General features: G+C 69.9%; 9 protein-coding genes. 7 read left to right on the forward strand and 2 right to left on the reverse strand.

What is annotated here, in order from left to right:
• Positions 1 to 105 precede the first annotated feature (105 nt).
• From cglE to VZQ01_RS34200, 7 genes are all read left to right on the forward strand, one after another.
• Positions 106 to 738: an adventurous gliding motility protein CglE gene (cglE, locus tag VZQ01_RS34170; RefSeq protein WP_141324395.1), complete on the forward strand. Its 633-nt coding sequence runs from the start codon at positions 106 to 108 to the stop codon at positions 736 to 738.
• A 210-nt stretch (positions 739 to 948) separates the two neighbouring features.
• A complete protein-coding gene (locus VZQ01_RS34175; RefSeq protein WP_370641973.1) occupies positions 949 to 2,604 on the forward strand; it encodes a DEAD/DEAH box helicase in 1,656 nt (551 codons plus the stop codon).
• A 129-nt stretch (positions 2,605 to 2,733) separates the two neighbouring features.
• A complete protein-coding gene (locus VZQ01_RS34180) occupies positions 2,734 to 15,009 on the forward strand; it encodes a tetratricopeptide repeat protein (protein ID WP_426745717.1) in 12,276 nt (4,091 codons plus the stop codon).
• Between the two features lie 137 nt (positions 15,010 to 15,146).
• Positions 15,147 to 17,261, forward strand: a complete 2,115-nt coding sequence (gltJ, locus tag VZQ01_RS34185; RefSeq protein WP_426745718.1) for an adventurous gliding motility protein GltJ — start codon at positions 15,147 to 15,149, stop codon at positions 17,259 to 17,261.
• A gap of 247 nt (positions 17,262 to 17,508) precedes the next feature.
• On the forward strand, positions 17,509 to 18,432 hold the full coding sequence (locus VZQ01_RS34190) for a hypothetical protein (RefSeq protein WP_426745719.1): 924 nt from the start codon (positions 17,509 to 17,511) through the stop codon (positions 18,430 to 18,432).
• 194 nt (positions 18,433 to 18,626) lie between these two features.
• Complete coding sequence (locus VZQ01_RS34195; RefSeq protein ID WP_223745739.1) at positions 18,627 to 19,124, forward strand: toxin-antitoxin system YwqK family antitoxin; 498 nt, start codon at positions 18,627 to 18,629, stop codon at positions 19,122 to 19,124.
• Positions 19,125 to 19,234: 110 nt separating this feature from the next.
• Positions 19,235 to 20,338: a TIGR04552 family protein gene (locus VZQ01_RS34200; RefSeq protein WP_223745740.1), complete on the forward strand. Its 1,104-nt coding sequence runs from the start codon at positions 19,235 to 19,237 to the stop codon at positions 20,336 to 20,338.
• A 43-nt stretch (positions 20,339 to 20,381) separates the two neighbouring features.
• Here the strand turns inward: VZQ01_RS34200 and VZQ01_RS34205 are convergent, their stop codons facing one another.
• Together VZQ01_RS34205 and ffh are read right to left on the reverse strand one after the other, a co-directional pair.
• Complete coding sequence (locus tag VZQ01_RS34205; protein WP_426745720.1) at positions 20,382 to 22,553, reverse strand: Ig-like domain-containing protein; 2,172 nt, start codon at positions 22,551 to 22,553, stop codon at positions 20,382 to 20,384.
• A gap of 200 nt (positions 22,554 to 22,753) precedes the next feature.
• A complete protein-coding gene (ffh, locus tag VZQ01_RS34210) occupies positions 22,754 to 24,403 on the reverse strand; it encodes a signal recognition particle protein (protein WP_223745742.1) in 1,650 nt (549 codons plus the stop codon).
• Positions 24,404 to 24,553: the final 150 nt, after the last annotated feature.

Consider the following 24,553-nt stretch of genomic DNA (forward strand, 5'->3'; position numbering starts at 1 on the left):
CGCGCCGGATGTTCATTGTCGGACGGGCGGCCCTTCCCCGGGGCCGCCCGCGCAGTCACCCCGGCTCCCGTCCCCCGTGGGAGCCCCCGTCAACCTCAGGACCGCATGAAAGCCCTCGCCCCCATTGCCCTGTGTGCCGCGTTCGTCCTCCCCATGGCCGCGAGCGCACAGCAACCACCCACCACGGCGACGGGCGACCGGCCCGCCACCACGTTCGATGAAATCGAGCGGGGCTTCTACTTCGCGCTGCTCGGCGGTCCGCTGTTCGTGACCAACCCGCCCGCGGCCGAGGGGACGCCCCGGCCCTTCTCCTCCGGCCCCATGGCCCAGGTGGAGGTGGGCGTGGACCTGGGCGAGCGCATCTCCGTGGGCCTGTTCGTCATGGGCTCCAGCATCCGCACCAGCGCCGAGTACATCGGCGAGTCCGGCGGCGCGGTGTCCGGCGACTACTCCACCTTCGTCCCGGGCGCGGTGCTGCGCGCGCGTCTGGTGGGCCTGGCCGACAGCCAGGAAGTGAAGCGCACGTGGTTCTATCTCCGCGCGGGCGCGGGTTATGCGATGTTCTCGCCGAAGCGTCTCCTTCCGGATTCCGACATTCTTGTGTTTGCCGGGCCCGGAGTGGAGTACTACACACGGTTGCGCCACTTTTCCGTGGGGCTCGAGGTCACGGGGAACTACCTCGTTTCCGGAGGCTCGTTCGGATTCGCTGTGGCGCCGAACATTCGCTACGCGTTCTAGCGGGAGATAGACGTGCCTCAGGAGAATGGAAGCGGTGGGCCGCGCCAGGGTGGGCGCGGTCGTGACGGGGGTGCGCCGGGTCAGGGCCCGCGCCGTGATGGTCCTGGCGGTGGATTTGGTGGCCGCGGCGGTCCCGGAGGCCCTGGTGGTGGCAGGGGCGAGGGACGTGGCCGCGGCGAGGGTCGGGGTCGTGGCCGCGACGAGGGCCCCGTGGGCCCGGGCCAGCGGGTCATCTCCGAGCTGAGCGTCCTGGAGAAGGCGCTGTCCAAGACGGACTTCACGGCCGAGAAGGCCCCGCTGCAGGCGATCGTCCGCTCGCTGCGGCCCATGCGGCTGAAGTCCCTGGATGATCTGGACCTCAACACGCGAGGTCGCCTCATCACCACGATGCTGCGCGTGCAGCGTCAGCCCAAGCCGGCCGCGCCGGAGGCTGCCGCCGCCGACGCGGCTCCGTCCGAGGCCCCCGCGGCTGCTGCGGAGGCGGCGGCTCCGGCCGAGGGTGCCGAGGCTGTCGCCACGGAGGGCGCGCCCGCGGAGGCGGCGGCTCCGGCTGCGCCCGCGGTGGACCCGGCGAAGGAGAAGTTCGACTCGTGGACGGAGGTGCTGTTCCTGGTGGGCCAGGTCTGGCGCGCGGCGGGCGACAAGGAGCGCGCCGAGGCGGCCTTCACCGCCAGCGGCCGTCAGCCGGGTCCCGAGGTCGAGGAGCCCCAGGCGCCCGCGCAGGCCCGGACGGAGTCGCGTCCGGAGCGCGGTGAGCGTCGCGAGCGCCCGGAGCGGGGTGAGCGTCGGGAGCGCGGTGAGCGTCCGGAGCGCGGCGCGTCCGGTGAGCGTCGTGAGCGCCCGGAGCGGGGCGAGCGTCGGGAGCGCGGTGAGCGTCCGGAGCGTGGCGCGCCCGGTGAGCGCCGTCCGGTGCCCGAGCTGACCGGGGACTGGAAGGAGCAGGCCAAGCAGCTGGAGGCCATGGGCCGCACGCGTGACGCGGGCCGGCTCCACGAGCGCAACGGCGGCTTCGCCGACGCGGCGCGCCTGTTCGAGGCGGGCGGGGACCTCAAGAGCGCCCTGCGCAACGCCCTCGCGGGTGGGGACAACGACTCCGCGCGCAAGCTGGTGAGCACGCTGCCGGCGGATCAGCTCGCCCCCACGCTGGAGAAGGCCGGCGCCTACGAGCTCCTCATGGAGCACTACGTGGGCAAGGGTGACTTCGAGAACGTGGCGCGCCTGTACGAGCGGGCCCGCCAGTTCGACCAGGCGGCGCTCGCCTATGAGCGCGCGGGCAAGCTGACCCTGGCGCGCAAGTCGTACGAGCGCTCGCGGGACATGGCCAGCGCCAACCGCATCCGCGGGCTCGAGGTGAAGAGCCTGGTGGAGCGTGGAGACCGTCTGGGCGCGGCCACGCTGCTCGTGGCGGCCGGCCAGCGCCGCGAGGCGGTGGAGGTGCTCGGCACGCTGCCTCCGCCCAAGGCGTTCCACTTCATGCAGCGGCTGAAGCTGGACGACGAGGCGAAGGAGCTGGCGCAGCGCGAGCTGGCCCGGGCCGAGTCGGAGCAGAAGCCCGCGGGCCGTGCCCGCTGGCTGGAGCTGCTGGGCGACGTCGCCGCGTCCGCCGAGGCGTGGGAGGCCGCGGGGCGCAAGGACAAGGCCCTGCCGCTCCACGAGAAGCTCGGCAACCTGACTCGCGCCGCCCAGCTCGCGGAGGAGCTGCAGCAGCGCGACAAGGCCGTGGCCCTCTACACCCAGCTGAATGACAGCGCGGGTCTGGAGCGGGCCAAGGCGCTGCCCGAGGCGGCTCCTGCTCCGGCGCCCACCGAGGCGTCCGCCGGGGGCGAGGACGGGGACACATCCCCCGACGCTTCCTCGGCCGAGTAGCAAGAAGGCCAATGATTCCCGCCCTTTGGCGGGTTTTGCACGATTGCTCGGGGGCGCTCGCGGCCGGTAGAGTCCGGCGGCTGGCGCCCCCGCTGCGTTCCATTTTCACCCCCGAGGCCCGCCGTCCCCATGCAACAGCCCACGTCTGCTCGACCCACGCTGCGCGTGTCCGATGACCGGAGCTTCGTCGAAGCCGAGGCCGCCCTGGAGAAGGCCGGCCGTGTGGAGGAGTTGATCCGCCTGTACGAGGGGCGCTCGCGCGACGTCGCCAGTGACGAAGCGGTGCGCCTGTTGTGCCGCGCGGCGGAGCTCGCGCACGAGCGGCAGCGCAACGCGCCGCGGGCGGAGGAGCTGCTCAAGCGCGCGCTGCTGGTGGCGAAGGAGCCGCTGCCGGCGCTTCGTGGCCTCAAGCGCCTGCACGAGTCGCGGCAGGACGCCGCGGCGCTGTCGGACGTGCTGGAGAAGCTGGGCAGCGCGACCCAGGGCGAGGAGAGCGCGGGCCACTACCTGAAGGCGGCGGACCTCTACGAGCAGAAGCTCTTCCGTCGCGACAGGGCGGTGCTGTGCCTGCAGCGCGCTGCGCGCGCGAAGTCGGACCGGGCCATCTTCCGGCGGGTGCGGCAGCTGCTCCTGTCCGAGGAGCGCTTCCAGACGGCGTTCGAGGCGCTGGAGCGCGAGCGCGAGGCGCTGGGCGACGCGGGCATGGCCGAGGAGTACGCGGCGCTCGCCGAGCGACTGGTGGACGACCCCACCGAGCACGAGCTGGCGCAGCGGGTGCTCGACGTCGCGCGGACGTTGGAGCCGCAGAACGCGCGCGTGGAGAAGGCCACCCGCGCGCTGCAGCGCTTCGAGCAGACGTGGCGCGACCGCGTGCGGATGCTGCGCGGCATGTCGCTGGAGGAGCGCGACAGGAAGAGCGCCGCGCGGCTGTCGCTGCTCGTGGCGAAGCTGTTCGCCTGGTACGACCCGGGCTCGGCCGGCAAGGTGAAGGAGGCGTTGGACCGCTGCTTCCTGCTGTGGCCGGGCATGCCGGAGGGCCTGTCCCTCATCGAGAAGATGGCCGCGCGCGCGGGCACGGACTTCGCGCCGGCCATCGAGCAGATTGAAGCGATGGCGGGCGAGGTGAAGGACCGCGGCGCGCAGGTGGACCTCTGGCTGCGCGTGGGCACGCTGCGTCTGGGCCGGCTGAACGACGCGCCCGGCGCGCTGGCGGCCTTCGAGAAGGCGGTGGCGGCGGACCCGTCGCGCGCGGACGCGGCGAGCCTCACGGCGGAGCAGCTGCTGGAGGGCGGCCGGGCGCAGGACGCGGTGGTGGTGCTGGAGCGCTACCTGGGCACCGTGAAGGACAAGTCGGGCCAGGCGGCGATGCGCCTGCGGCTGGCGGAGCTGTGTCTGACGCAGCTCAAGGACGGCGCGGCGGCGCGCGCGCACCTGGAGGCGGCGCTCAAGCTGGACCCCACGCACGCGCTGGCGGCCTTCCAGCTGGCGCGGCTCCTGGCGGAGGACGAGGAGCTGGAGGCGGTGGTGCCGCTGCTGGACCTGGCGCTGCTGGCGCCCCGTCCGAGGGCGGAGCGGGTGGCCTTCTGCGAGGCGCTCGCGCTGATGTTCGAGGAGAAGGACGACGCGCGCGGCGCCTTCGAGGTGCTGTCGCGGGCGCTGGAGTTGGATCCGGCGCGTCCGCTGCTGCTCGGCTCGGTGGTGGAGCACGCGGAGAAGGCCAACGCGCGGCCCGCGCTGGCCCTGGCGCTCCAGCGCGCGGCGCAGGCGGCGCCCGTGGTGGAGGTCGCGGCGACGCTGTGGCGGCAGCTCGCGCAGCTGCTCGAGGGACCGCTGGCGGACCCCGTGCGCGCGGAGGCGGCGTGGCGCGAGGTGCTGGTGCGGGTGCCCGGTGACGAGGCCGCCGCGGAGGCGGTGAAGTCGCTGCAGGCGGCCGCGGCGCTCGCGGACGACCCGAAGGCGCGCATCGAGGCGGAGGTGACGCGGCGCGAGGCCGCGGGCGCTCCGCCCGAGGAGCTGGAGCCGCTGGTCCGTGAGTGGACGCAGCTGGCGCCCGACGAGGTGGGCGCGGTGCAGCGGCTGCAGGCCTTGTGCGTGGCGTTGTCCCGCTTCGACGAGGCGGCGGCGCTGGCGGGGCGGCTGGCGGCGCTGGCGGAGACGCAGCTGGAGCGCAACGAGTGGACGGCGCGCCAGGCCAAGCTGTACGCGGAGCGACTGGGACGTCAGGAGGATGCGGCGGACCTGTTCCTGGGCCTGCTGACGGAGAACGTGTCCACGGGCGTGGTGGTGGGCGGCCTCGAGCGCCTGGCGGCCTCCGGCGTGAGGACGCAGGAAGTCACCGAGGCGCTGGCGGCGCACTACGGGCGCACGGGCGACCACCAGCGTCAGGTGGCGGCGCTCCAGCAGCAGCTCGAGTCCACGACGGACGGGGCCGCGCGCAAGCGGCTGTTCTCGCTTCTGGCGAGCATCCACGAGAAGCAGCTCGCGGACAGCCGCGCGGCCTTCGATACGCGCGTGCGCGTGGTGCGCGAGGACCCTCGGGATGAGTCCTCGCGCGGCGAGGCCTTGCGGCTGGCGAGGGACCTGTCGGCGCACGCCGAGCTGGGGCGCGTGCTGCGTACCCTGGCGGCGGAGGCCGAGGACCCGGCGGTGGCGCTGTCGCTGCTCACCGAGGCGGCGGGGCTGGCGGAGGAGGGCGGGCTGGTGGCGGAGGCCATCGCCACGCTCGAGGCGGCGGTGGAGCGCGCTCCGGAGTCGGGCGCGGTGTTGCAGCGACTGGTGCGCCTGTACGGTCGCGCGGGTCGCGCGGCGGACGCGGAGGAGCTGCTGCGCAAGCGCATCCAGGGCGCTCGTGGCGCGGAGAAGCTGGAGCTGCTGCTCCAGTTGGTGGAGCTGAACACGGAGCTCGGGCGTCCGGCGCAGGCCGCCGAGGCGCTCCAGTCCGCGCTCTCGCACGGCGCCGAGGAGGGGCGGCACCTGCCGCGCCTGGCGGAGCTGTACGAGAAGGCCGGCCGCACGCGGGAGCTGGGCGACACGCTGGCGCGGATGATTGGCCTGGCGGAGTCGGCGGGTGAGACGGACAAGGTCTCGCGGCTGAAGCTGCGCCGCGCGCAACTGCTGCAGGGCCTGCAGGACGGCAGCGCGGAGGCGGTGAGCAGCTACGCGGACATCCTGCTGCAGCGCCCCTCGGACCCGGACGCGCTCGCGGCGCTGGAGGCCATGCTGGCGTCGGGCACGGCGCGCGAGGCCGCGGCGCGCGTGCTGTTGCCCGCGCTCGAGCGGACCAAGGACTACCGCAAGCTGGTGGCCACGCTGGATGTGCTGGCGGAGGTGGCCAAGGACGACGCGGCGCGGGTGCAGGTGCTGCGGCAGGCCGCGCAGGTGCATCTGGCGCATCTGCGGCAGCCGGAGCTGGCGTTCGCGGCCCTGGCCCGCGCGCTCCGACTGGCTCCCGGCGACGCGGGCCTTCGCTCCACGGCGCGTCAGGCGGCCGAGGACGCCGACGCGTTGGACAGCTACGCGGAGATCATCGAGGAGCTGGCGGAGGAGGGGGACGTGGGCTCCGCGCGCGCGGCGCTGCTGCGCGAGCTGGCCGAGGTGCAGGAGAAGAAGCTCGACGACAAGGCGGGCGCGGTGAAGGCCCTGCGCGCGCTGCTGGTGCTGGAGCCGGGCAACCTCGACAGCCTGCGCGCCTTGCAGCGGCTGCACCGGGGCGGCGAGGAGTGGGCCGCGCTGGCGGAGGTGCTGGAGAAGCTGGCGGCCGCGTCGCCGGAGCCCGCCGAGCAGCTCGGGTTCCTGCGCGAGGCCGCGCTGCTGCACGAGGCCCGCCTGTCGGACCTGGAGAGCGCGGCGGAGGCGTGGCGCGCCATCGCCCAGCGGGACCCCGGCAACCGCGAGGCCGCGGCCACGTTGGACCGGCTCTACACGGAGCTCGGGCGCCATCAGGACCTGGCGTGGGCGCTGGCGCTGCGCCGCAATCAGGAAGGACAGAGCCCGCAGGGCCGCGAGGTCTCCTTCCGCCTGGCCGAGCTGCAGCGCACGGTGCTCGACGACTCGAACGCGGCGCTGGGGCTCTACAAGCGCATCCTCGCGGAGGACTCGGGTCACCCCGGGGCTCGCGCCGCGCTCGAGGCGTGGGTGAAGGCGGCGGTGTCCGCCAGTGGCGCCGCGCTGGATGTGTTGGACCCGGTGCTCGTGCAGGTGGGGGACCATGCCCGCCGCGTGTCGCTGCGCGAGGCGCGGATGGAGTCCGCGCTCACCACGGAGAAGATCCTCCTCGCCGGGGAGATTCGTCGCATCTACGAGCGCGACATGAGCCAGCCGTCGCTGGCCTTCATGTCCGCGGTGAAGTCCTTCGCGCAGGGCCTGGACCGGGACGGTGTGCGCCCCGACCTGGAGCGCCTGGCGCGCGAGACGGGCTCGCACGAGGTGCTCGCGGAGATCTACGAGACGGCGGCGGTGGAGCTCACCGAGGGTGACCCCGCCGCGCTGGACCTGCTGCGCCGCGCCGCGGAGCTGCGCGAGTCGTTGGACCAGCCCGAGGAGGCCGCGCGCCTCTGGAAGAACCTGCTCGCGGACGCGCCGCAGGACCGCCAGGCGCTGGAGGCGCTGTCCCGGCTGTACGAGAAGGGCCAGAACGCCAAGAGCCTGTCGGAGGTCTACACGCGTCAGGCCCAGCTCTCCCAGGACGCAGAGGAGCGCGTGGGGTTGTTGCTCAAGGCGGGCGAGGCGTACGCCAACGCGGGTGAGGACGCCCGGGCCATCGAGACGTACCGCTCGGCGCTGGCGCTGCGGCGGCTGCCGGAGGGGCTTCTCGCGCTGGAGCGGCTGTACGCGAAGGCGCGGCGCTTCGTGGAGCAGGCGGACGTGTTGGACCAGCTCGCGGACGGCGCGGCCGACGACGCCGCGCGGCGGGGCTGGCTGCTCAAGCGCGCGCAGTTGCTCGAGAAGGAAGTGGGCCCGGCGGAGGCGCTGCCCGTCTATCGCCGGCTCCTGGAGCTTGCGCCCGGGGATGGCCAGGTGGTGGCGGGCCTGGAGCGGCTGATGGCGCACGACGGGCCCCGCGTGGAGGCGGCGCGCCTGTTGGAGCCCGTCTACCGGGGCCTGAACGACACCCGGAAGCTGGTGGAGGTGATGGAGGTGCTGCTGCCTGGCGTGGCGCCGGAGCGGCGGCTGGAGCACATCCAGGAGATCGCCACCCTGCGCGAGGCGCTGGGGCAGACGTCGCTGGCCTTCGTGGCGCGCCTGCGCGCGTTCAACGAGTTCCCGCAGGAGACGTCGGTGCGCGACGAGCTGGAGCGGCTCGCGGCGGACTCCGGCTCGTTCGAGGAGGTCGCGGGCGCGTATGAGGACCAACTCGAGCGGGACACGCAGGAGCCGCTCGCCGGGGACTTGTGGCGCCGGCTGGCGGCGCTCTACGACAACCGCCTCAAGCGCTACGACCTCGCGGTCCGCGCGCTGGAGGAGGTGAGTCGCAGGGACCCGAAGAACAAGGCGGTGCTGGAGTCCATCGCCCGCGTCCATCGGCGCACGGGGGCTCACCGTGAGCTGGGGCTGGTCATGCGGCGGCAGGTGGCCGCGGAGCCGAACGCGGCGTCGCAGGTGAATCTGCTGTTCGAGCTGGCGCACCTGGCCGAGGAGACGCTCGCGGACAAGGCGCTGGCGGCGCAGGCGTACCGCGAGATTCTTCTGCTGCGTCCGGAGAACGCGAACGCGCTCAAGCTGTTGGGGCGCGTGCTGGCGGAGATGGAGCGCTGGCCGGAGCTGGCGCAGCACATCGAGCGTGAAATCCAGCTCGCCGACGCGCGCGGTGCCCAGGAGGAGTCGTCCGATCTGCGCGTGCGGCTGGGGCGCCTGAAGTTCTCGCGCCTGGACGACCCGCGCGGGGCGCTGGAGCTGTACCAGTCCGTGCTGGAGCGGCGGGCGGGACACGCGGGCGCGGTGGGTGCGCTCGAGGAGATGGCCCGCTCGGAGAGCCCGCTGCGTGGCGCGGCCGCGAGCGCGCTGGAGCCGGTCTTCGTCGCCGTCGGCAACCACCTCAAGCAGGTGGAGATGCTGGAGTCGCGCGTGTCGGCGGAGGCGGTGCCCCAGGAGCGCGCCGCGCTCCTGCGCCGCATCGCCGAGATGTACGCCGGTCCGCTGGAGAACGCGGAGATGGGCTTCCTCGCCGCGACGCGCGCGTTGCGTGAGCTGCCCGATGACCTGCGCTCGCTGGAGCTGTGCGTGTCGCTGGTGGACCGCGCCGAGGCCCCCGAGGAGCTGGGCGCGGTGCTGATGGAAGTGGCGCCCAAGGCGGGAGACGCGGCGCGCGCCGAGCTGTACCGCGCGCTGGCGCGGCTGCAGACGGACCTGGGCGAGCCCGCCGAGGCGCTGGCGTCCTGGAAGCGCGTGCTCGAGCTGCGGCCCACGGACGCCGAGGCGCTGGATGGCACCGTGCGACTGGTGGCGTCGCAGGGCAAGCCGACGGAGCTGCTCGAGGTGCTGCGCCGTCAGCTGGCGGTGGCCGAGGAGCCCGCGCGCCGTGCGGCGGTGCTCTTCCAGATCGGACACCTGCAGGAGGAGCAGCTCCAGGACGCCCTGGGCGCGCTGGCGACCTTCCGGCGCCTCCTGGAGCTCAAGCCGGACGACGTGGCCGGCCTGGAGCGCATGGAGGCGCTGTGCCAGAAGCAGGAGCGCTGGCCGGAGCTGGCGGACGTGCTGGCCCGCCGCATCGCGCTGATGCCTCCGGAGGCGGGGCTGGAGCTGAAGTTCCGCCTGGCCTCGGTGCGCGAGACGCGGCTGTTGGACCGCACGGGCGCGCTGGCGCTGTACGGCGAGGTGCTGACGGTGCAGCCCAACCATCCGGGCGCGGTGGGCCGGATGGAGGCGCTGGTGTCGCGAGAGCCGCAGAACCTGCTCGCGGTGGAGACGTTGCTGCGCGCCTTCCGCGCGAGCGGCGACGTGCCGCGGCTGGCGCAGCTCATCGAGACGCGCGTGGGCGTGTCCACGGATGCCTTCGAGCGCAAGGCGCTGTTGGGCGAGCTGGCGACGCTGCGCGAGTCGCAGGGCGAGTCGGAGCTGACGTTCCTGGCGCTCTTCCGCGCCTTCAAGGAGGACCCGAACGACGGTGAGGTGCGCCGTCGTCTGGAGAACGCCACGGATGCCTCGGACAGCTACGACGAGCTGGTCGCGGCGTACGAGGAGGCGCTGCCGCGCGTGGCCGAGGCCGCCGACGCGGCGCAGGTGTGCCTGAAGCTGGGCCAGCTGCTCGAGTCGAAGTTGAGGGACTCGGACCGCGCCGTCTCGTACTATGAGCGGGCGCGCACGCTGCATGTCGCGGTGCAGGCCAAGGCGCTGGTGGCGCTGGACCGGCTGTACCTGGAGCTGCAGGCGTGGCCGGAGCTCGCGGGCATCCTGGAGGCGCTCGTCACCGGCGCCACCGAGCAGGCCGAGCGCGTGGGCTACCTCTTCCGCCTGGGACAGCTCTACCAGGAGCGGCTGGACAGTCCGGACCGCGCGGCGAGCGCCTACGAGGGCATCCTCAAGCTGGAGCCCGGGCACCTGGCGTCCGCGCGGCTCCTGGAGGGCATCTACGAGGCGGCCTCCGCGTCGGAGAAGCTCTACGCCATCCTCAAGCTCCAGTCGGAGAAGGTGGCGGGGGCGGAGCGGGACCGCGTCCTCGCGAAGATGGCGCAGGTGTCCGCCGAGGGGCTGTCGGACCTGGGCGGCTCCATCGAGCTGTACCGCGAGCTGTTGGCGAAGAACGCGCGCAACGACCAGGCCTTCTCCGCGCTCGAGTCGCTGTACGAGCGGGCGAACCGTCCGGAGGACCTGCGCGCGCTGCTCGAGGGCCGTCTGTCGATGACGCTGGACCCCCGTGAGGTGGTGCGGCTCAACGAGCGGCTGGGGCGCGTGGTGTACCGGCTGCTCAAGCAGCCCGAGGCCGCCGTTCCGTACTTCAAGGCGGCGTTGGACCGTGACGCGCGCAACCGCGCGGTGCTGGACACGCTGCGCGAGCTGTACGACGAGACGGAGCAGCGCGAGGAGCTGGTGGGCGTGCTGCGCCGCCTCATCCCGCTCCAGGAGAACAGCGAGGGCGTGAAGGCGCTGCGCCTGCGCCTGGCGGAGGTGCTCGCTGGGATGGGGCGCCGCGAGGAGTCGCTGGACGCCGCCCGTCGCGCGCTGGAGGTCGAGCCCCACCAGGTGGCCGAGCTGGAGCGCGTGCACACGCTGTTCGTCTCGCTGCGCGCGTGGAACGACGCGGTGCGCGCGCTGGAGCTGAAGGTGCAGGTGCACCTGGGCGCCGAGGAGCGTGAGCGCGCCGTCGCCACGTACTACGAGGTGGCGGACCTGTGGGCGGGGCCGGGCGGCAAGCCCGAGCAGTCCACGGGAGCGCTGGAGAAGGTGCTGGAGCTGGACCCCGCCAACCGCACGGCGTACGAGCGCGTGTGCGACCTGTACCGGACGTACAACGACTGGCGCGCCTACGCGACGGCCGTCGACCGGTACATGCCCCACTTCGTCACGGACGAGGAGAAGATGGCCGCCCTGCGCGAGCTGGCTCGCGTGCAGGAGGAGCGGCTGGGGCAGAAGGACGTGGCCTTCCTGGCGCTCTGCCGCGCGCTGCAGCTGGATGCCTCGGACGACACGCTCCGCGAGGAGGTGGAGCGGCTGGCGGACGAGACGGGCAGCCACGAGGAGCTGGCGGCCGTCTACGAGGAGGTCGCGGACGAGCTGCCCCGTGGGCCGCTGGCCGAGCGGCTGTACGCGACGCTCGCGCGGGTCCACGACACGCGGCTGGATGACCCGCAGGCCGCGGAAGGGGCGTTCCGGAAGATCCTCGAGTTCGACCCGACCAACGCCACCGCGCTGGATGGACTGGCCGCGGTGTTCCAGCGCCGGGGCCACGAGCGCGAGTACGTGGTGGCGCTGGAGCAGAAGCTCGAGGCCGCCGGCTCCATCGAGCAGCGCAAGGGCATCCTGCGGGAGATTGCCCGCGTCTGGGACGAGAAGCTGGAGGACCCGTCCGAGGCCGCGAGCGCGCTGTTGCGCGCGCTGGAGCTGGAGCCGGACACCGAGACGCTCGGCGTGCTCACCGCGCTGTACCGGCGGCAGCGCGCGTGGCGCGACGTGGCCATGACGCTCCTGCGCGCCAGGGATCTCGCGGACACCGCCGAGGAGCGCGCGCGCATCCAGGTGGAGGTCGCCGGGGTGTTCGAGCGCGACCTCTCGGACGACGAGTCCGCGGTCGCCGCCTACCGTCAGGCGCTGGAGCTGGACCCGGTCAACCGCGAGGCGCTGGAGTCGCTGGAGCGGCTGCACACCAAGCTGGACCAGCCCGCGGACCTGCTCGCCATCTACGAGCGGATGCTGGAGCTGAGCGACGACTGGCGCGAGAAGGTCCGCGTCCTGTTCCGCAGTGCCACCATCTGGGAGGACAAGTACCAGAACCCGGCCAACGCGGACGTGTGCGTGGAGAGCGTGCTCTCCATCGATCCGCAGAACGTCCAGGCCATCAAGGTCCTCATCCGCCTGCGTCGGGTGCAGGGCCGCTGGGAAGACCTCATCAACGCCTACGAGCGGCAGCTCTCGCTCGCGGTCAGCCCCGAGGAGCAGGCGGAGCTGTACGTGGACATCGGCAACGTCCAGTACCAGAACCTCAAGGCGGTGGACCGGGCCGTCAACAGCTACCACGCGGCGCTCGCGGCGGACCCCGGCAGCCGGCCCGCGCTGCACGCGCTGGGCAAGCTGTACGAGCGCAGCGGCAACTGGCCCTTCGCGCTGGAGATGCTGCAGAAGGAAGCGGAGCTCGCCGGCCAGTCGAAGGACGCGGTGGAGCTGTACTACCGCCTCGGGAAGATCAACGAGGACATGCTGATGGACACGGGCAGCGCCCGGAACGCCTATCAGCTGGCCATCGCCATCGACGCGGGCCACCTGCCCAGCCTCCGCGCCCTCAAGGGCATCCTCGAGCAGGACAAGGACTGGAGCGGCTACGAGCAGACGCTGCGTCAGGAGGCCGAGCAGACCGAGGACCCGGTCGCCAAGGGCAAGGCGCTGCTGGACGTGGCGCGCTACCACGCGGAGACGCGCGAGGACCGCGACACCGCCACGGGCTACTGGGAGGAGGCGCTCAAGCACATCCCGGACAGCATCGAGGCCGCGCGTCCGCTGGCGGACGTGTACATCGCCCACGAGCAGTGGTCCGACGCGGAGCGGATGCTCGACATCGTCACGCGCAAGCTGTCGGAGAAGGCGATGGTGGAGAAGGACGCGGCCACGGCCGCGGACCTGTGCCGCCAGCTCTACCGGCTGGGCTACGTGGCGGAGAAGCTGGGCCGGCGCGACAAGGCGCTCAGCTGCTACGAGACGGCGTACGAGCGCGACGCGACGTACCTGCCCGCGCTCGAGGGCTACGGCAACCTGCTCGTGCAGACGCGCCGCTACGAGGGCGCGCTCAAGGTCTTCCAGACCATCCTCATCCACCACCGCGAGGAGCTCACGGACCTGGAGGTCGTGGAGGTCTACTGGCAGCTGGGTGACATCCACGCCGCGCTCAACCAGGCGGACCGCGCGCAGAACCACTTCGAGAAGGCGCTGGCCATCGACCCGGGCCACGAGCCCACGCTGCGCGCGCTCGTGGTGCTGATGGACAAGGCGGGCCAGTTCGAGAAGTCCGCGGACCTGCGCCAGCAGCTCGTCGGCGTGCTGGAGGGCGAGGCCAAGGTGAAGGTGTACCTGGACCTGGGCCGCATCTCCCGCGATGAGCTGCACGACCCGTACATGGCCATCGACGCCTTCACCGGCGCGCTGCGCGTCCAGCCCGACGCGCTGGAGGTGATGGACCAGCTCTACGTGCTGCTGCGTGAGACGCGGCAGGGGCAGAAGGCCGCGGACGTGCTGGCGCGCATGCTGGCCCTCCCCGCGCTGGCGTCGGAGCCGCACAAGGCCAAGCGCGTCTGGTTCGCCCTGGGCGAGCTGCGCCGTGACGACCTGAAGGACGTCGAGGGCGCGAGCCAGGCGTTCAACGCGGCGTTGGACCTGGACCCCCGCTTCGTCGAGGCGTTCAGCTCGCTCGAGGCGATGCTCGGTGGCGCCCGCCAGTGGAAGTCGCTGGAGGAGAACTACACGAAGATGCTCGGCCGTCTGCCCAAGACGCCGGAGACGCACGTGGCGCGCATGGCGCTGTGGCGCGCGCTGGGGGATTTGTACCACCAGGTGCTCAAGCACCCGGAGGGCGCCGTGGCCGCCTACGGCGTGGCCGCCAAGGGCCTGCCGGACGATGCCGCGGTGCAGGAGACGTACGCCGAGCTCGCCGGCAACCTGCCCGGCAAGGAGGACGAGGCCATCGCCGCGCTCCGTCGCGCGCTGCCTCACACCACCGACGCGCGGAAGATCTGCGGTCAGCTCGTGCGGCTCGCGGCGCTGCGCAAGGACTACGACCTGGCGTGGCTCGCGGCCCAGGCCGCCTCGGGGCTGCTCGGTGAAGCGGGGGAGGACGAGAAGGAGATCCTCTCCAAGCTGGGGCCCTACGCGAAGAAGAAGGAGGTCGCCCAGCGCCCGGTCGACGACCGGCTGTGGCACACGCACCTGTTCCACCCGAAGGCGCGAGGGCCGCTGGCGGAGCTGCTCGGTCTGCTCTTCGCCAAGGCGGGACACCTGTACGCGGTGCCCTTCACCCAGTACCAGCTCGTGCCGAAGAAGCACCGCATCGACGTGGCCAGCGCGCAGGAGTACCACGTGCACCACTACCGGTACGTGGCGCGCCTGTTGGGCATGGAGGCGGTGGAGCTGTACTCGCCCTTCCTCGTGGCCACGCGCGAGCGCATGGCGAAGCGCTCCAACGAGCCCGCGCCCGAGCCGCTCGTCAACGTGGAGCTGCTCCAGACGCATCCGCCGTGTGTCCGCGTGGGCGGCAAGTACTTCGCGGAGCAGGGCCAGAAGGAGGTGTACTACCTCCTGGGCCGCGCGCTGGCGCTGGCGCGTCCGGAGCTGGCCTTCGCGCAGTACGTGCCGGCGGAGCGACTGGAGGCCATCCTCCAGGCGGCGCTGAACCTCGTGGTGGGAAATGTGCGCGTCGCCGAGTCGCTCCACGGCGTGGAGATGGAGCGGCGGGCCCTGGAGAAGGTCCTCACGGACGTGGACCGCGCGGCGCTCGCCAAGGCGGCCCGGGCCTGGCTCCCCACGGCGACGCCGCAGTCGGTGCGTCAGTTCCTGGAGGGCGCGGAGCTGACGGCCGCGCGCGCGGGCCTCTTCGTCGCCGGGGAGATGGAGCCGGTGCGCCGGCTGGTCCAGGGCGAGACGGGCTCCACCTTCCGCGTCGCTCCTCGCAACAAGCTCAAGGAGTTGCTCGTGTTCGCGACGTCCGAGGAGCTGCACCACCTGCGTGTGGCTGTTGGCACACACGTGGAGGTGCAGGTGCGCAGATAGCGCGGTAGAACCCGGGCAAGGGTTCACGCGTTGATGAGCAGCCGGGCGGTCGAGGTACTGATCCTTGACCGCCTCGGGTGGCCACTTCTACGATTCCGACGGGATTTCTCCCGTCATTTCCGAGGCTTGCGGAAAAGATGCGTTTCGTCTGTGACAGCTGCCGCGCGCAGTACATGATCAGCGACGACAAGGTTGGCCCGAAGGGGGTCAAGGTTCGTTGCAAGAAGTGCGGCCACACCATCACCGTGCGCCCGGCGGGCGCCGCGGCGGGGAAGGATTCCCCGTCCGAGCCCGCGTCCACCTCTTCTCCCGCTCCCGAGAGCGCGAGCACCCAGGGCAAGGAGGCCGATTCGTCCTCCTCCGCCTCGCTGCCCGCGACGCTCGGGACCCCGCCCGAGGGAGGCCTCTTCACCGACGTGGAAGAGGACGAAATCGGCGCGGTCTTCGACCAGGTCCTCAGCTCCGGCACGCACAAGATTCCGGCGGGTGAAGCCGCCGGAGAGGCCGCCGCGCGCGATGCCACCACGGAGTCGGTGCGCAAGCTGGCCGAGGCCGAGGACGAGCCCGACAAGGAGGAGCCGAAGCCCGCGGCCACCTCTCACGAGTGGTACGTGGCCATCGACGAGAAGCAGGTCGGGCCGCTCACCGTGGAGAAGGTGAAGGACGCGTGGGACCGTGGCGAGGTGGGGCCCGACAGCCTGTGCTGGCGTTCGGGTTTCAGCGATTGGATTCCGTTGTCGGAGACGGCGGAGCTGGCGTCGGTGCTGGCGCCGCGTCCGTCGAAGCCGACCATCGTCGCGCCCGAGCCCGTGTCGGGCTCGACGCCCACGGTGCAGCCGGGGCCCGTGCAGTCCGCGTTCAGCGCGGGCAAGCCGAAGGGCGACTCGGTGGTGCTGGCGTCCTCCTCCGAGGAGCCGGTGGGGTGGAAGCCGTCGGCCGCCAGCGTGCTCGCCTCGCTCGTGAAGGAGGAGAACGACGCGCTGTCCAAGCCGCCTCCGACGCCCGCGCCCTCGCTGGGGCGTGAGCCGGTGTCGCAGTCTCGCCTGCTCGACGTGCCGATGCCGCCTCCGGAGCCGGTGTCGTCCCCGTCGCTGATGGGCGCGGGGCCGGCGATGGCCGCTCAGATGGCGCCTCCGCAGGCATCGCATGCCTATCCGCAGCAGCCCTATGGCCAGCCGGCGCAGATGCCGTATGGGCAGCCGCAGGGGCACTACGCGCAGCCTGTCCCGGCGCCGTATGCGCCTCCCGCGGGCTACCCTCCGGCCTATGCACAGGGCGGGGGGGCGCCTTCTGGCGGAGGCAAGGGCCGGGTGGGGTTGATCGTCGGCATCGTCGTGGGCGTGCTGGGGCTCGGTGGTGGAGCCTGGGCGCTGGCGTCGAAGGGCGGCACTCCCGAGGCTCCGCCCACCCAGCAGCCTGTCGCCGCGGCCACGCCGCCGGCGGCTGCTCCGCCCGTGGTGACGCCTCCTCCCGTCGCGGCGGCACCTGTCGCCGCACCGCCGCAGACGCCGCCCGTCGTGGCCACGGCGCCCGGAGCGCCGACGCAGCCTCCTGCTCCTGAGACAGCGGCCGCGGCGAACCCCGCCGTGGCCGCCGCGGGAGCGCCCACGACGCCTCCCACGACCGCGCCCGTGGCGACGCCGCCTCCCGTGGCCGCGCAGCCCGTGGCGGGGCAGGTGCCCGCGACGCCGCCGGCGGATGCGGTGAAGCAGCCGCTGGACAACGCGGTGGCGAAGGTCGAGCGGACGACGACGCCTCGGCGTGCCTCCGGCTCCTCGTCTTCTTCGTCTTCTCGGCGGGAGGACACCGAGGAGCGTCCCGTGGCGCGCGCGGAGAAGCCGTCCTCGAGCGATGGTGATGACGACTTCGACGAGCTGTTCGGCACGAAGAAGTCGAAGCCCGAGCCGAAGGCGTCGGAGAACCGCCCCACGGCCTACATCCCTCCCGAGCCGGGCGGGGGCGGGGTGCGAGACACCCTTCAGCGTTCCGACATCATGGAGGTGGTGCTGAACAACAAGCCCGCCATCGTGAAGTGCGTGAACGAGCAGAAGAAGAAGGACCCGATGCTCAGCGGCAAGCTGGTGATGCGGTGGACCATCCAGACGAGCGGCAAGACGTCGAACGTCACCTGCAAGTCGGATGAGTACCGCAGCACGTACATGGCGACCTGCATCACCGGGCTCATCAAGAGCTGGGCGTTCCCGAAGCACAAGAAGCAGGGCGAGCCCATCGACTTCCCGTTCACCTTCTGAGCGGGAGAGGAAGAATCTGGGTCCTTGGCGACATGTGTGTCACGCCAGGGTCCCATGTGAGTGTTCGCTTTCGTGAGGGCTGAATTTCCGCGGGAGCGACGCGTCCGTGGGCGTGTCGACACTCGTTGACACGTCACGACGGGCGGGACTAAAGCCGAACCGCTTGTATGGACGTCGGGGCCTGACTTCAGTGGCCGGAGGCCCCCCAGCAGACGATTCCAAGCAGATCCACGGAGGGATTCCCAACATGCAGCTTCGTAAGATGATGCTCGTGCTCTCGGCACTCGGCGCGATGAGCGGTTTGATGGCGGGTTGTGGCGACGACGACCCGAGTGGCACGACGTGCTCCGGCAACGACGACTGCGCTGAGAATGAAATCTGTCACCCGGACGCGAGCGTCTGTGTTCTGACGTGTACGACGAGCAACGACTGTCCCGCTTCCGCGAAGACCTGCGCGGAGCTGGGTGGGACGAGCTCCCAGTCCGACACGCTGATCTGCCAGTGCTCCACCGACGCGCTGTGCAATGGCGGCTCGGACGGCACGTCGAGCGACCTGGTCTGCTCGAACCTGGACAACGTCTGCGTCCCGGCGTGCGACTCGAACGATGACTGCGGCTCCGGCCGCGTGTGTGACACGGCCTCCGGTCAGTGCGAGGAGGACGACACGGGTCCGACCACCTGCTCGGGTGAGGGACAGTCCACGTGTCTCTACGGTGATTACTGCTCCAGCAGCACCTGCACCGCAGTTCCGGCGCCTACGTGCGCGAACTTCGACCCTGCGCAGGGTGGCAAGCAGCCCGTGTGGACGATTTCGAGCTCGGGGCCGATCATCTTCAGCATCGCCAAGCAGTCCTGGGCGCCGGACACCAACTCCATGCCCTGGTGTGGCGCTGCGGACACCGTCAAGGTCCAGGTGAAGGCCTACCAGCCGGCCAACAGCAACAACAAGTTCCCGGATCAGCGGTCCGGTCTTCAGAACCTGCTCTACGTCAAGGTCAACGGCACCGAGGAAAATGGCGTCAACCTGATCCGCCCCTCGGAGTACGCCACCAGCCAGAACGGGAAGGTCGCGACCTTCACGATGAACTTCTGCCCGGGCGCCATCAACACGCTGTCCATCGGTCTCTACTTCCGGGACGGCAACGAGATCTGCGGCGTCATCCAGAAGTAGCTCGCAGCCTCGTTGCAGTCAGCTGAAAGCTGTTTGTAGCGCAAGAGCCCCATCCCATGACCCGGGGTGGGGCTCGTTGTTTTGGGCCGGAACGCAGTTGGTGGCGAATGCCGCCATGAATAAGAGAAGATTTCCTGCGTTGAGATAGGTGGTGGCGCTGCTCGTCCGGCGTCCTTCCGCGAAGGAGAGATGAGATGGCTTATCGTCACGTGGTCCTGGCTATTGCAGTGGTTTCCGCGCCTGCCCTTGCGGGAGACGCCTCGGCGGGTCAGGGGGTTCGTCTCGAATGCCCGGCCGGGACCACTCAGAAAGGAAGCAAGCCCACGAAGGACCTGGGGGTTTTCTGCATCAAGACCGGAGGAAGTTCGGACCTGGACAAGGTCGTCCGTCATGGTCCCTACGTCGACTTCTGGGCCAATGGGCAGAAGCAGTCCGAAGGGCAGTTCAAGGACAACCTGCGGACTGGGCGCTGGACGTTCTACGACGCGAATGGTGTCAAGACCGGCGAGACCGAGTTCGAGCGCAATGACTACCATGGCAAGCGCGTCGAATACTTCGCCAACGGCACGAAGAAGCTGGAGCAGGCGTGGGTGAAGGGCCTTCAGGACGGTCTTGAGGTCGTCTACGCGGAGGATGGCCGGACGGTTTCGCAGGCCCGATTCGCGGCCGGCAAGCCGGTTTCCGACCGGTAGTCCCGGAACATCAATCTCCGTCTTGCCCCCTCCCTGTTGGTTGGGGAGGGGGAGGGCCAGCTCCCCTCAGGGCTTTCCCGCGTCGAACGACTCGGATAGGAAGCTCAGTCGTGAAGGCCCCCTTGCTCTCCCTCGTCCTTCCAGAGATCCCCGTCCGCACAGTGGCGGAGATGGGCTTGCGCGAGCTTGAGCGCATTCGTCTCATCCTGCGGGGTGGCTCGGTCATCGATTGGCGTCGGATGCACTTCCAGACGCGAGACGAGGTCGACCGCTTCTTGCGACTTTGCCAACTGGATTTGTCCCAACCTCACGACGAGGCCTGGGCGCGAAGCGTGCTGGCCGAGTCGGTGGTCTATTTGCGGAAGACGTTCAACTACCGTGTTGCCGACGCGGTAGCCCAACCGACAGAAATCCATGACCTGTTCCTTCTGGCCTCAGGGGCCAAAGGTGAGGTTCGGCATCGGCGGATCGCCTGTGTCGTACTCAAGGTGATGCATGTCATTCAGCACATCGAGGGGAGAGATCTGCTGTTCCGGCTCGCCATCTCCGAGGCTGAACTGGCGGAGTTGGTGACTGAGAGAGTCCAGGGGGTCGCACGTGAGATGCAGGCGAAAGGGTTGCCTGTTGTCGAATTCGCGCACTCCATCAAGACCCAAGACTCCTTGGTGACGAAGCTGCTGGCCAAGAAGGAGACGGTTGCGGCACAGGTCTATGATCGGACCCGCTTCCGGATTGTGACCCGTGCACGAGAAGACTTGTTACCGGTCCTCTACTATCTGACGCAGTGGTTGTTCCCGTTTCATCTCGTTGTTCCCGGGCAGACTGAAAACACACTGCTCCCCTTTCGCAGTGTCCTGGAGGAGAATCCTCACTTCGAGCAAGTCACCCATCGACTCCACCTCGATAAAGACTACGAAGCTCGTGAGGACAAGAGTGGCAACTCCTTCTCCGGAAACACCTATCGGGCGCTGAACTTCGTGGTGGACTTGCCAGTGCGTATGGACGCCCATCTCCCTGCTCCACACGAAGATACGCGTTCACGGAAGGGCCGGGTCATCATCTCCTTGGTCGAGTTCCAGATCGTCGACCAAGAGACCGCCCGATTGAATGAGCAGGGAGAGAATGCGCATGATGCCTACAAGCGCCGTCAGAAGAAGCGTGTGCTGAAGCGACTCAGCCAGGGGCTGGTTGTCCCAAAGCGCGACAACAGCTGAGTCGACGGAGGGCTGGGCGCGTTGAACGCCCAGCCCCACTGGCTCATTGGTTCTGCTGCGCGACGTAGACGTGCGTCCCAGTAGCTGTCGTTTCCAGCCAGGCAACCAGCGGACGGTTCTCTTTTCCGAGAGCCAGCACGGGTCGGCTACCCGGAGTGCTTGCGCCTGACTCCGCACTCAGTGCCGGGCCGAGCTGTGTCCAAGAGGACGTGCTTCGCTTGGCGACGAAAATCACTTGCTCCGGCTCGGCGAATCCACTCCAAGCCAGCAGCGGAGAGCCATCATCACCCATCGTGAGCGATGGAGCTTTGTTGTTGGTCGAGTGTGGGGTCACGAGCTCTGGAGATTGCCACGCACTGCCCTGCCACCGCGCGAAGAAGATGTTGGAGGATGCCCCAGCGCCCTTGAATTCGTCCCAGGCTACCAACGGTTCGCCAGCGCCATTGGTGGCAAGTGCTGCTTGGTCAGTGTAGGCGTCGGTAGGACTGGAGATGAGTGCGGTTCCAAATGGCTGTGAGTGGTTTTGGGTGACGGTGATAGCGCGAGTCCCGAGCGAGTCGACATAGCTGCTGTGGGCTGCGAAAATGGTGTTTCCCGCGCTGGTTATTGCCTTGAGATAGTTGTTGAGCCAGTCAGGGCCAAGAAACAGCTGTGCCTGCGTCCAGGTCTGCTGATTGGCTGTGAGGATGTAGGCTTTGGACTCGTAATATGCGGTGACGTAATAGACCTGGGCATAGACAGTGATCGCTCCCGATGCGTCCACCGCGAGCTTGGGGATGGTCGTTTCGGTGCCGGAATCATTCGGGAAGGGAGGAGGCGTGAGGGATTGCCACAACGTTCCCGACCAGGCCATGACTTGAATGGGCGGGACACCTGCTTTCCCAACAGCTTCATCCCAAGCGATGATGATCCTCCCTGAGTTGTCGATCGCAAGGTCCGGACGCTCTGCGTGGGCACCTGGTGCGGAGTGCACTCGAAGAGGTCCTCCGAGTCGTTGCCATTCTTGTCCGGTCCATCGCATCACATGGATGTTCTTGCTCGTCCCATCCGACTCCGACCAGGCAATGACGGGCAGCCCATCCGTTCCCACCTTCATCACCACGTTCTCCGCGGGCGTGTTCCCAGGAGACGCGCTGATGGCGCCTCCCATGGGCAGCCAGAAGGGGACCGCGAAGGACCACGAACCACCCGTGGTGAGGATGTTGCCCGCCTCGTCGGTGATGGGCTGCTCCGCCGTCCCAAGTCGCACGCTCACCGCCGTGGACGCGGCGAGTGACGCAGCCGGGGTCAACGTCAGGGTCCGTCCATCCGCCGACAGCTCCAGGGCGACAGGAATGGGCACGCCGCCATCCCCGATGAGCCCCACGTTCGAAGTGCTCACGGTCGCCGCCTTCACGGCCTCGCTGAACCCCACCTCGACGCGGGTCCGGGCGCTCACCTGGGTCGCCCCGTGCGCCGGCTGCCTGCTCGCGATGCTCGGCGCCGTCCGGTCCACCACCACGGTCCTCGCGACACTCGCGAACGTCGAGCCCGTTCTCGTGGCCTTGGCCACCAGCGTGTACTCCCCCTCGGCCTCGCTCGTCGTATCCCAGGAGTACGTGTAGGGCGGCGCGGTCCACGTGGTCAGCACCGTGTCTCCCTTTACCAGCTCGACCTTCTCGGCTTGTCCCCCCTGCACCGCGACTTCGACCGACAGTCCTCCATTCGTGGCGCTGTACGACGCTGAAGGCGCAACCCAGGAGACCGCCAGGTCCCCCAGGGGAACGATGGTGAGCGAGACGCTCCGGTCTCGATGGAGCGCTCCTGAGATTCCACGCACCGTGAGCGTCACGGGGCCGGGCGCAACCTGCTCGGAAACACTGATGCTCAAGCTCGAGAGCGTGCTCGCGCCGGGAATCGTGACCGAGGGCGCGGTGATGCCTCCCGGTGGACTCACCAACATCACCGAGACACTCCCATTGAAGCCATTCTTGCGGACGAGCGAGACCTGGAAGCTCCTCGTGGCCCCCTGGAGAATCGAGTCCTCCGTGGGCATGACACTGAGCTCGAAGTCCCCAGCGGGCTGCTCGCCTCCGTCCGGGAGACTTCCTGCGTCAGGAGGAGGCTGCCCCGCATCAGGGATGTCCTCCGGCCCCGCGACGTCCGGGACATCGATACAGGCGGACAGCAGGAAGACGGCGAAGAGGGGGACGGACAGGCGAAGTCGGTTCGTCATGAAGGTCTGCTGTGCAGGGAGTGTTCCAGTCCAGACACCTACCATGACACGCCCTCGGCCCGGCCGAGGCCCGCGGTGCCCCGTCCCGCCCCCGGGCTTCCGTCCCAGACCCTGGACCCCAGACAAGCGAAAGCCCGCGCCCCCGGACGTCTGCGGGTGACACGGGCTTCGTGCTCACGGGCCAGCGAGGGCCTGACCGCCTACCGCTTCTTGCGGTTCTTCTTCTTGTTCTCCTTCTCCCGCTTGCGGCGCTCCTTGATGGCATCCCGGTCCTCGCCCTTGGCTCCGGCGGCGGACGGCGGGGCGTAGCCCATCAACCGGGCCTTCGCCATGGCGGCCTGGCCCATGGGGGGCGTGTAGCCCGGAGCCACCTGCGGCAGCTGCATGGGCAACCCCATGCCCGGCATCCCGCCGCTCATCATCTTCTCCATCATCTTCGGGTCCCCACCGAACATGCTGGAGAGGTCCATGTTCCGCATCTGCGACAGCTGACCCAGCTGCTTGAAGCCGGGGATGCGACCCAGGAGCCCCGGGTTCTGGCCAATCGTCCCCATCACCTGCTGCATCATCCCGAACTTCTGCAGCAGCTCCCGCACGTCCTCGGGCTTGCGACCACTGCCCTTCGCGATGCGGTTCACCCGGCTGGCGTTGATGAGGTCCGGACGCAGGCGCTCCTTCACCGTCATCGAGTCGTACATCGACTCGATCTTGGTGAGCTCCTTCTCGTCCGGGTTCAGGTGCTCCGTCATCTCGCCGAAGAGCGGGAACTTCTCCAGCAGGTCCTTGAGCGGACCCATCTTCCGCACCATGCGGATCTGCTCGACGAAGTCCTTCATCGAGAACTGGCCGGACAACAGCTTGCGCGCGTCCTCCTCGGCCTTCTTCTCGTCGACGACCTTCTCGAAGTCCTTCATCAGGCCGACGATGTCGCCGAACCCGAGGATGCGGCCGGCGAGGCCCTCCGGACGGAACTCCTCCAGCTTGTCCATCGACTCGCCCATGCCGAGGAACTTGATGGGCTTGCCGGTGACTTCCTTGATGGACAGCGCCGCGCCACCACGCGCGTCACCGTCCAGCTTGGTCAGGATGAAGCCATCCAAGGTCAGACGCCGGTCGAACTCGGCCGCCGTGCGCACGGCGTCCTGACCAATCATCGCGTCGCACACCAGCAGGATGTTGTCCGGGTGCACGTTCGACTTGATGGACTCCAGCTCCGACATCAGCGCCTCGTCGATGGCGAGACGACCGGCGGTGTCGATGAGCACCACGTCGCACTTCTGCTCGCGGGCGGCGGCATAGCCCCGCTTCGCCAGCTCGGGCGGCTGCACCCCGGGCTCGTGGTAGACGGGCACCTTGAGCCGCTCGCCCAGGACCTTGAGCTGGTCCACGGCGGCCGGACGGTAGATGTCCGCGGCCACGAGCAGCGGCTTGCGGCCCTGCTGGAGCAGCCGGTTGGCGAGCTTGCCCGTGGTCGTCGTCTTACCCGAGCCCTGCAGACCCACCATCATGATGCCGGACAGCTGACCCTTGGGCTTGAGGTTCAGCCCCGTGTCCACCGGCCCCATCAGCGCCTCGAGCTCGTCGTGGCAGATCTTGATGAAGTGGTCCATCGGGCTGACCTTGCGCTTCTGGCCCGAGGCATCGGTGATGGTGGTCTGGACGAGCTCTCCCACGGCCTTCTCGCGGACGCGGGCGACGAACTTCTTCACCACGTCGAAGGCCACGTCGGCCTCGAGGAGCGAGACGCGGATGTCGCGGAGCGACTCGTCGACCAGCTCCGGGGTGAGCTCGCTCTTGCCGGCGAGGCGGTTCTTGGCGGCGCGGAAGCCCTTGGTGACGGTCTCAAGCATGGGGGGCGCTTTATAACAGGGGGGAGGTGGGATGCGACCTTGGAGCGCATCCCAGGCGTCGAAGAGTGAAGAGCCGACCCCCAGGCCCGTCTGGCCCGGGCCGAGGCCCTGGATTCATCAACGCTCCCAAGGGGTTGGCGCATCCCCCAG

Source organism: Myxococcus faecalis, assembly GCF_050039385.1.
In the GTDB taxonomy this organism is placed as follows: Bacteria; Myxococcota; Myxococcia; order Myxococcales; family Myxococcaceae; genus Myxococcus; species Myxococcus fulvus.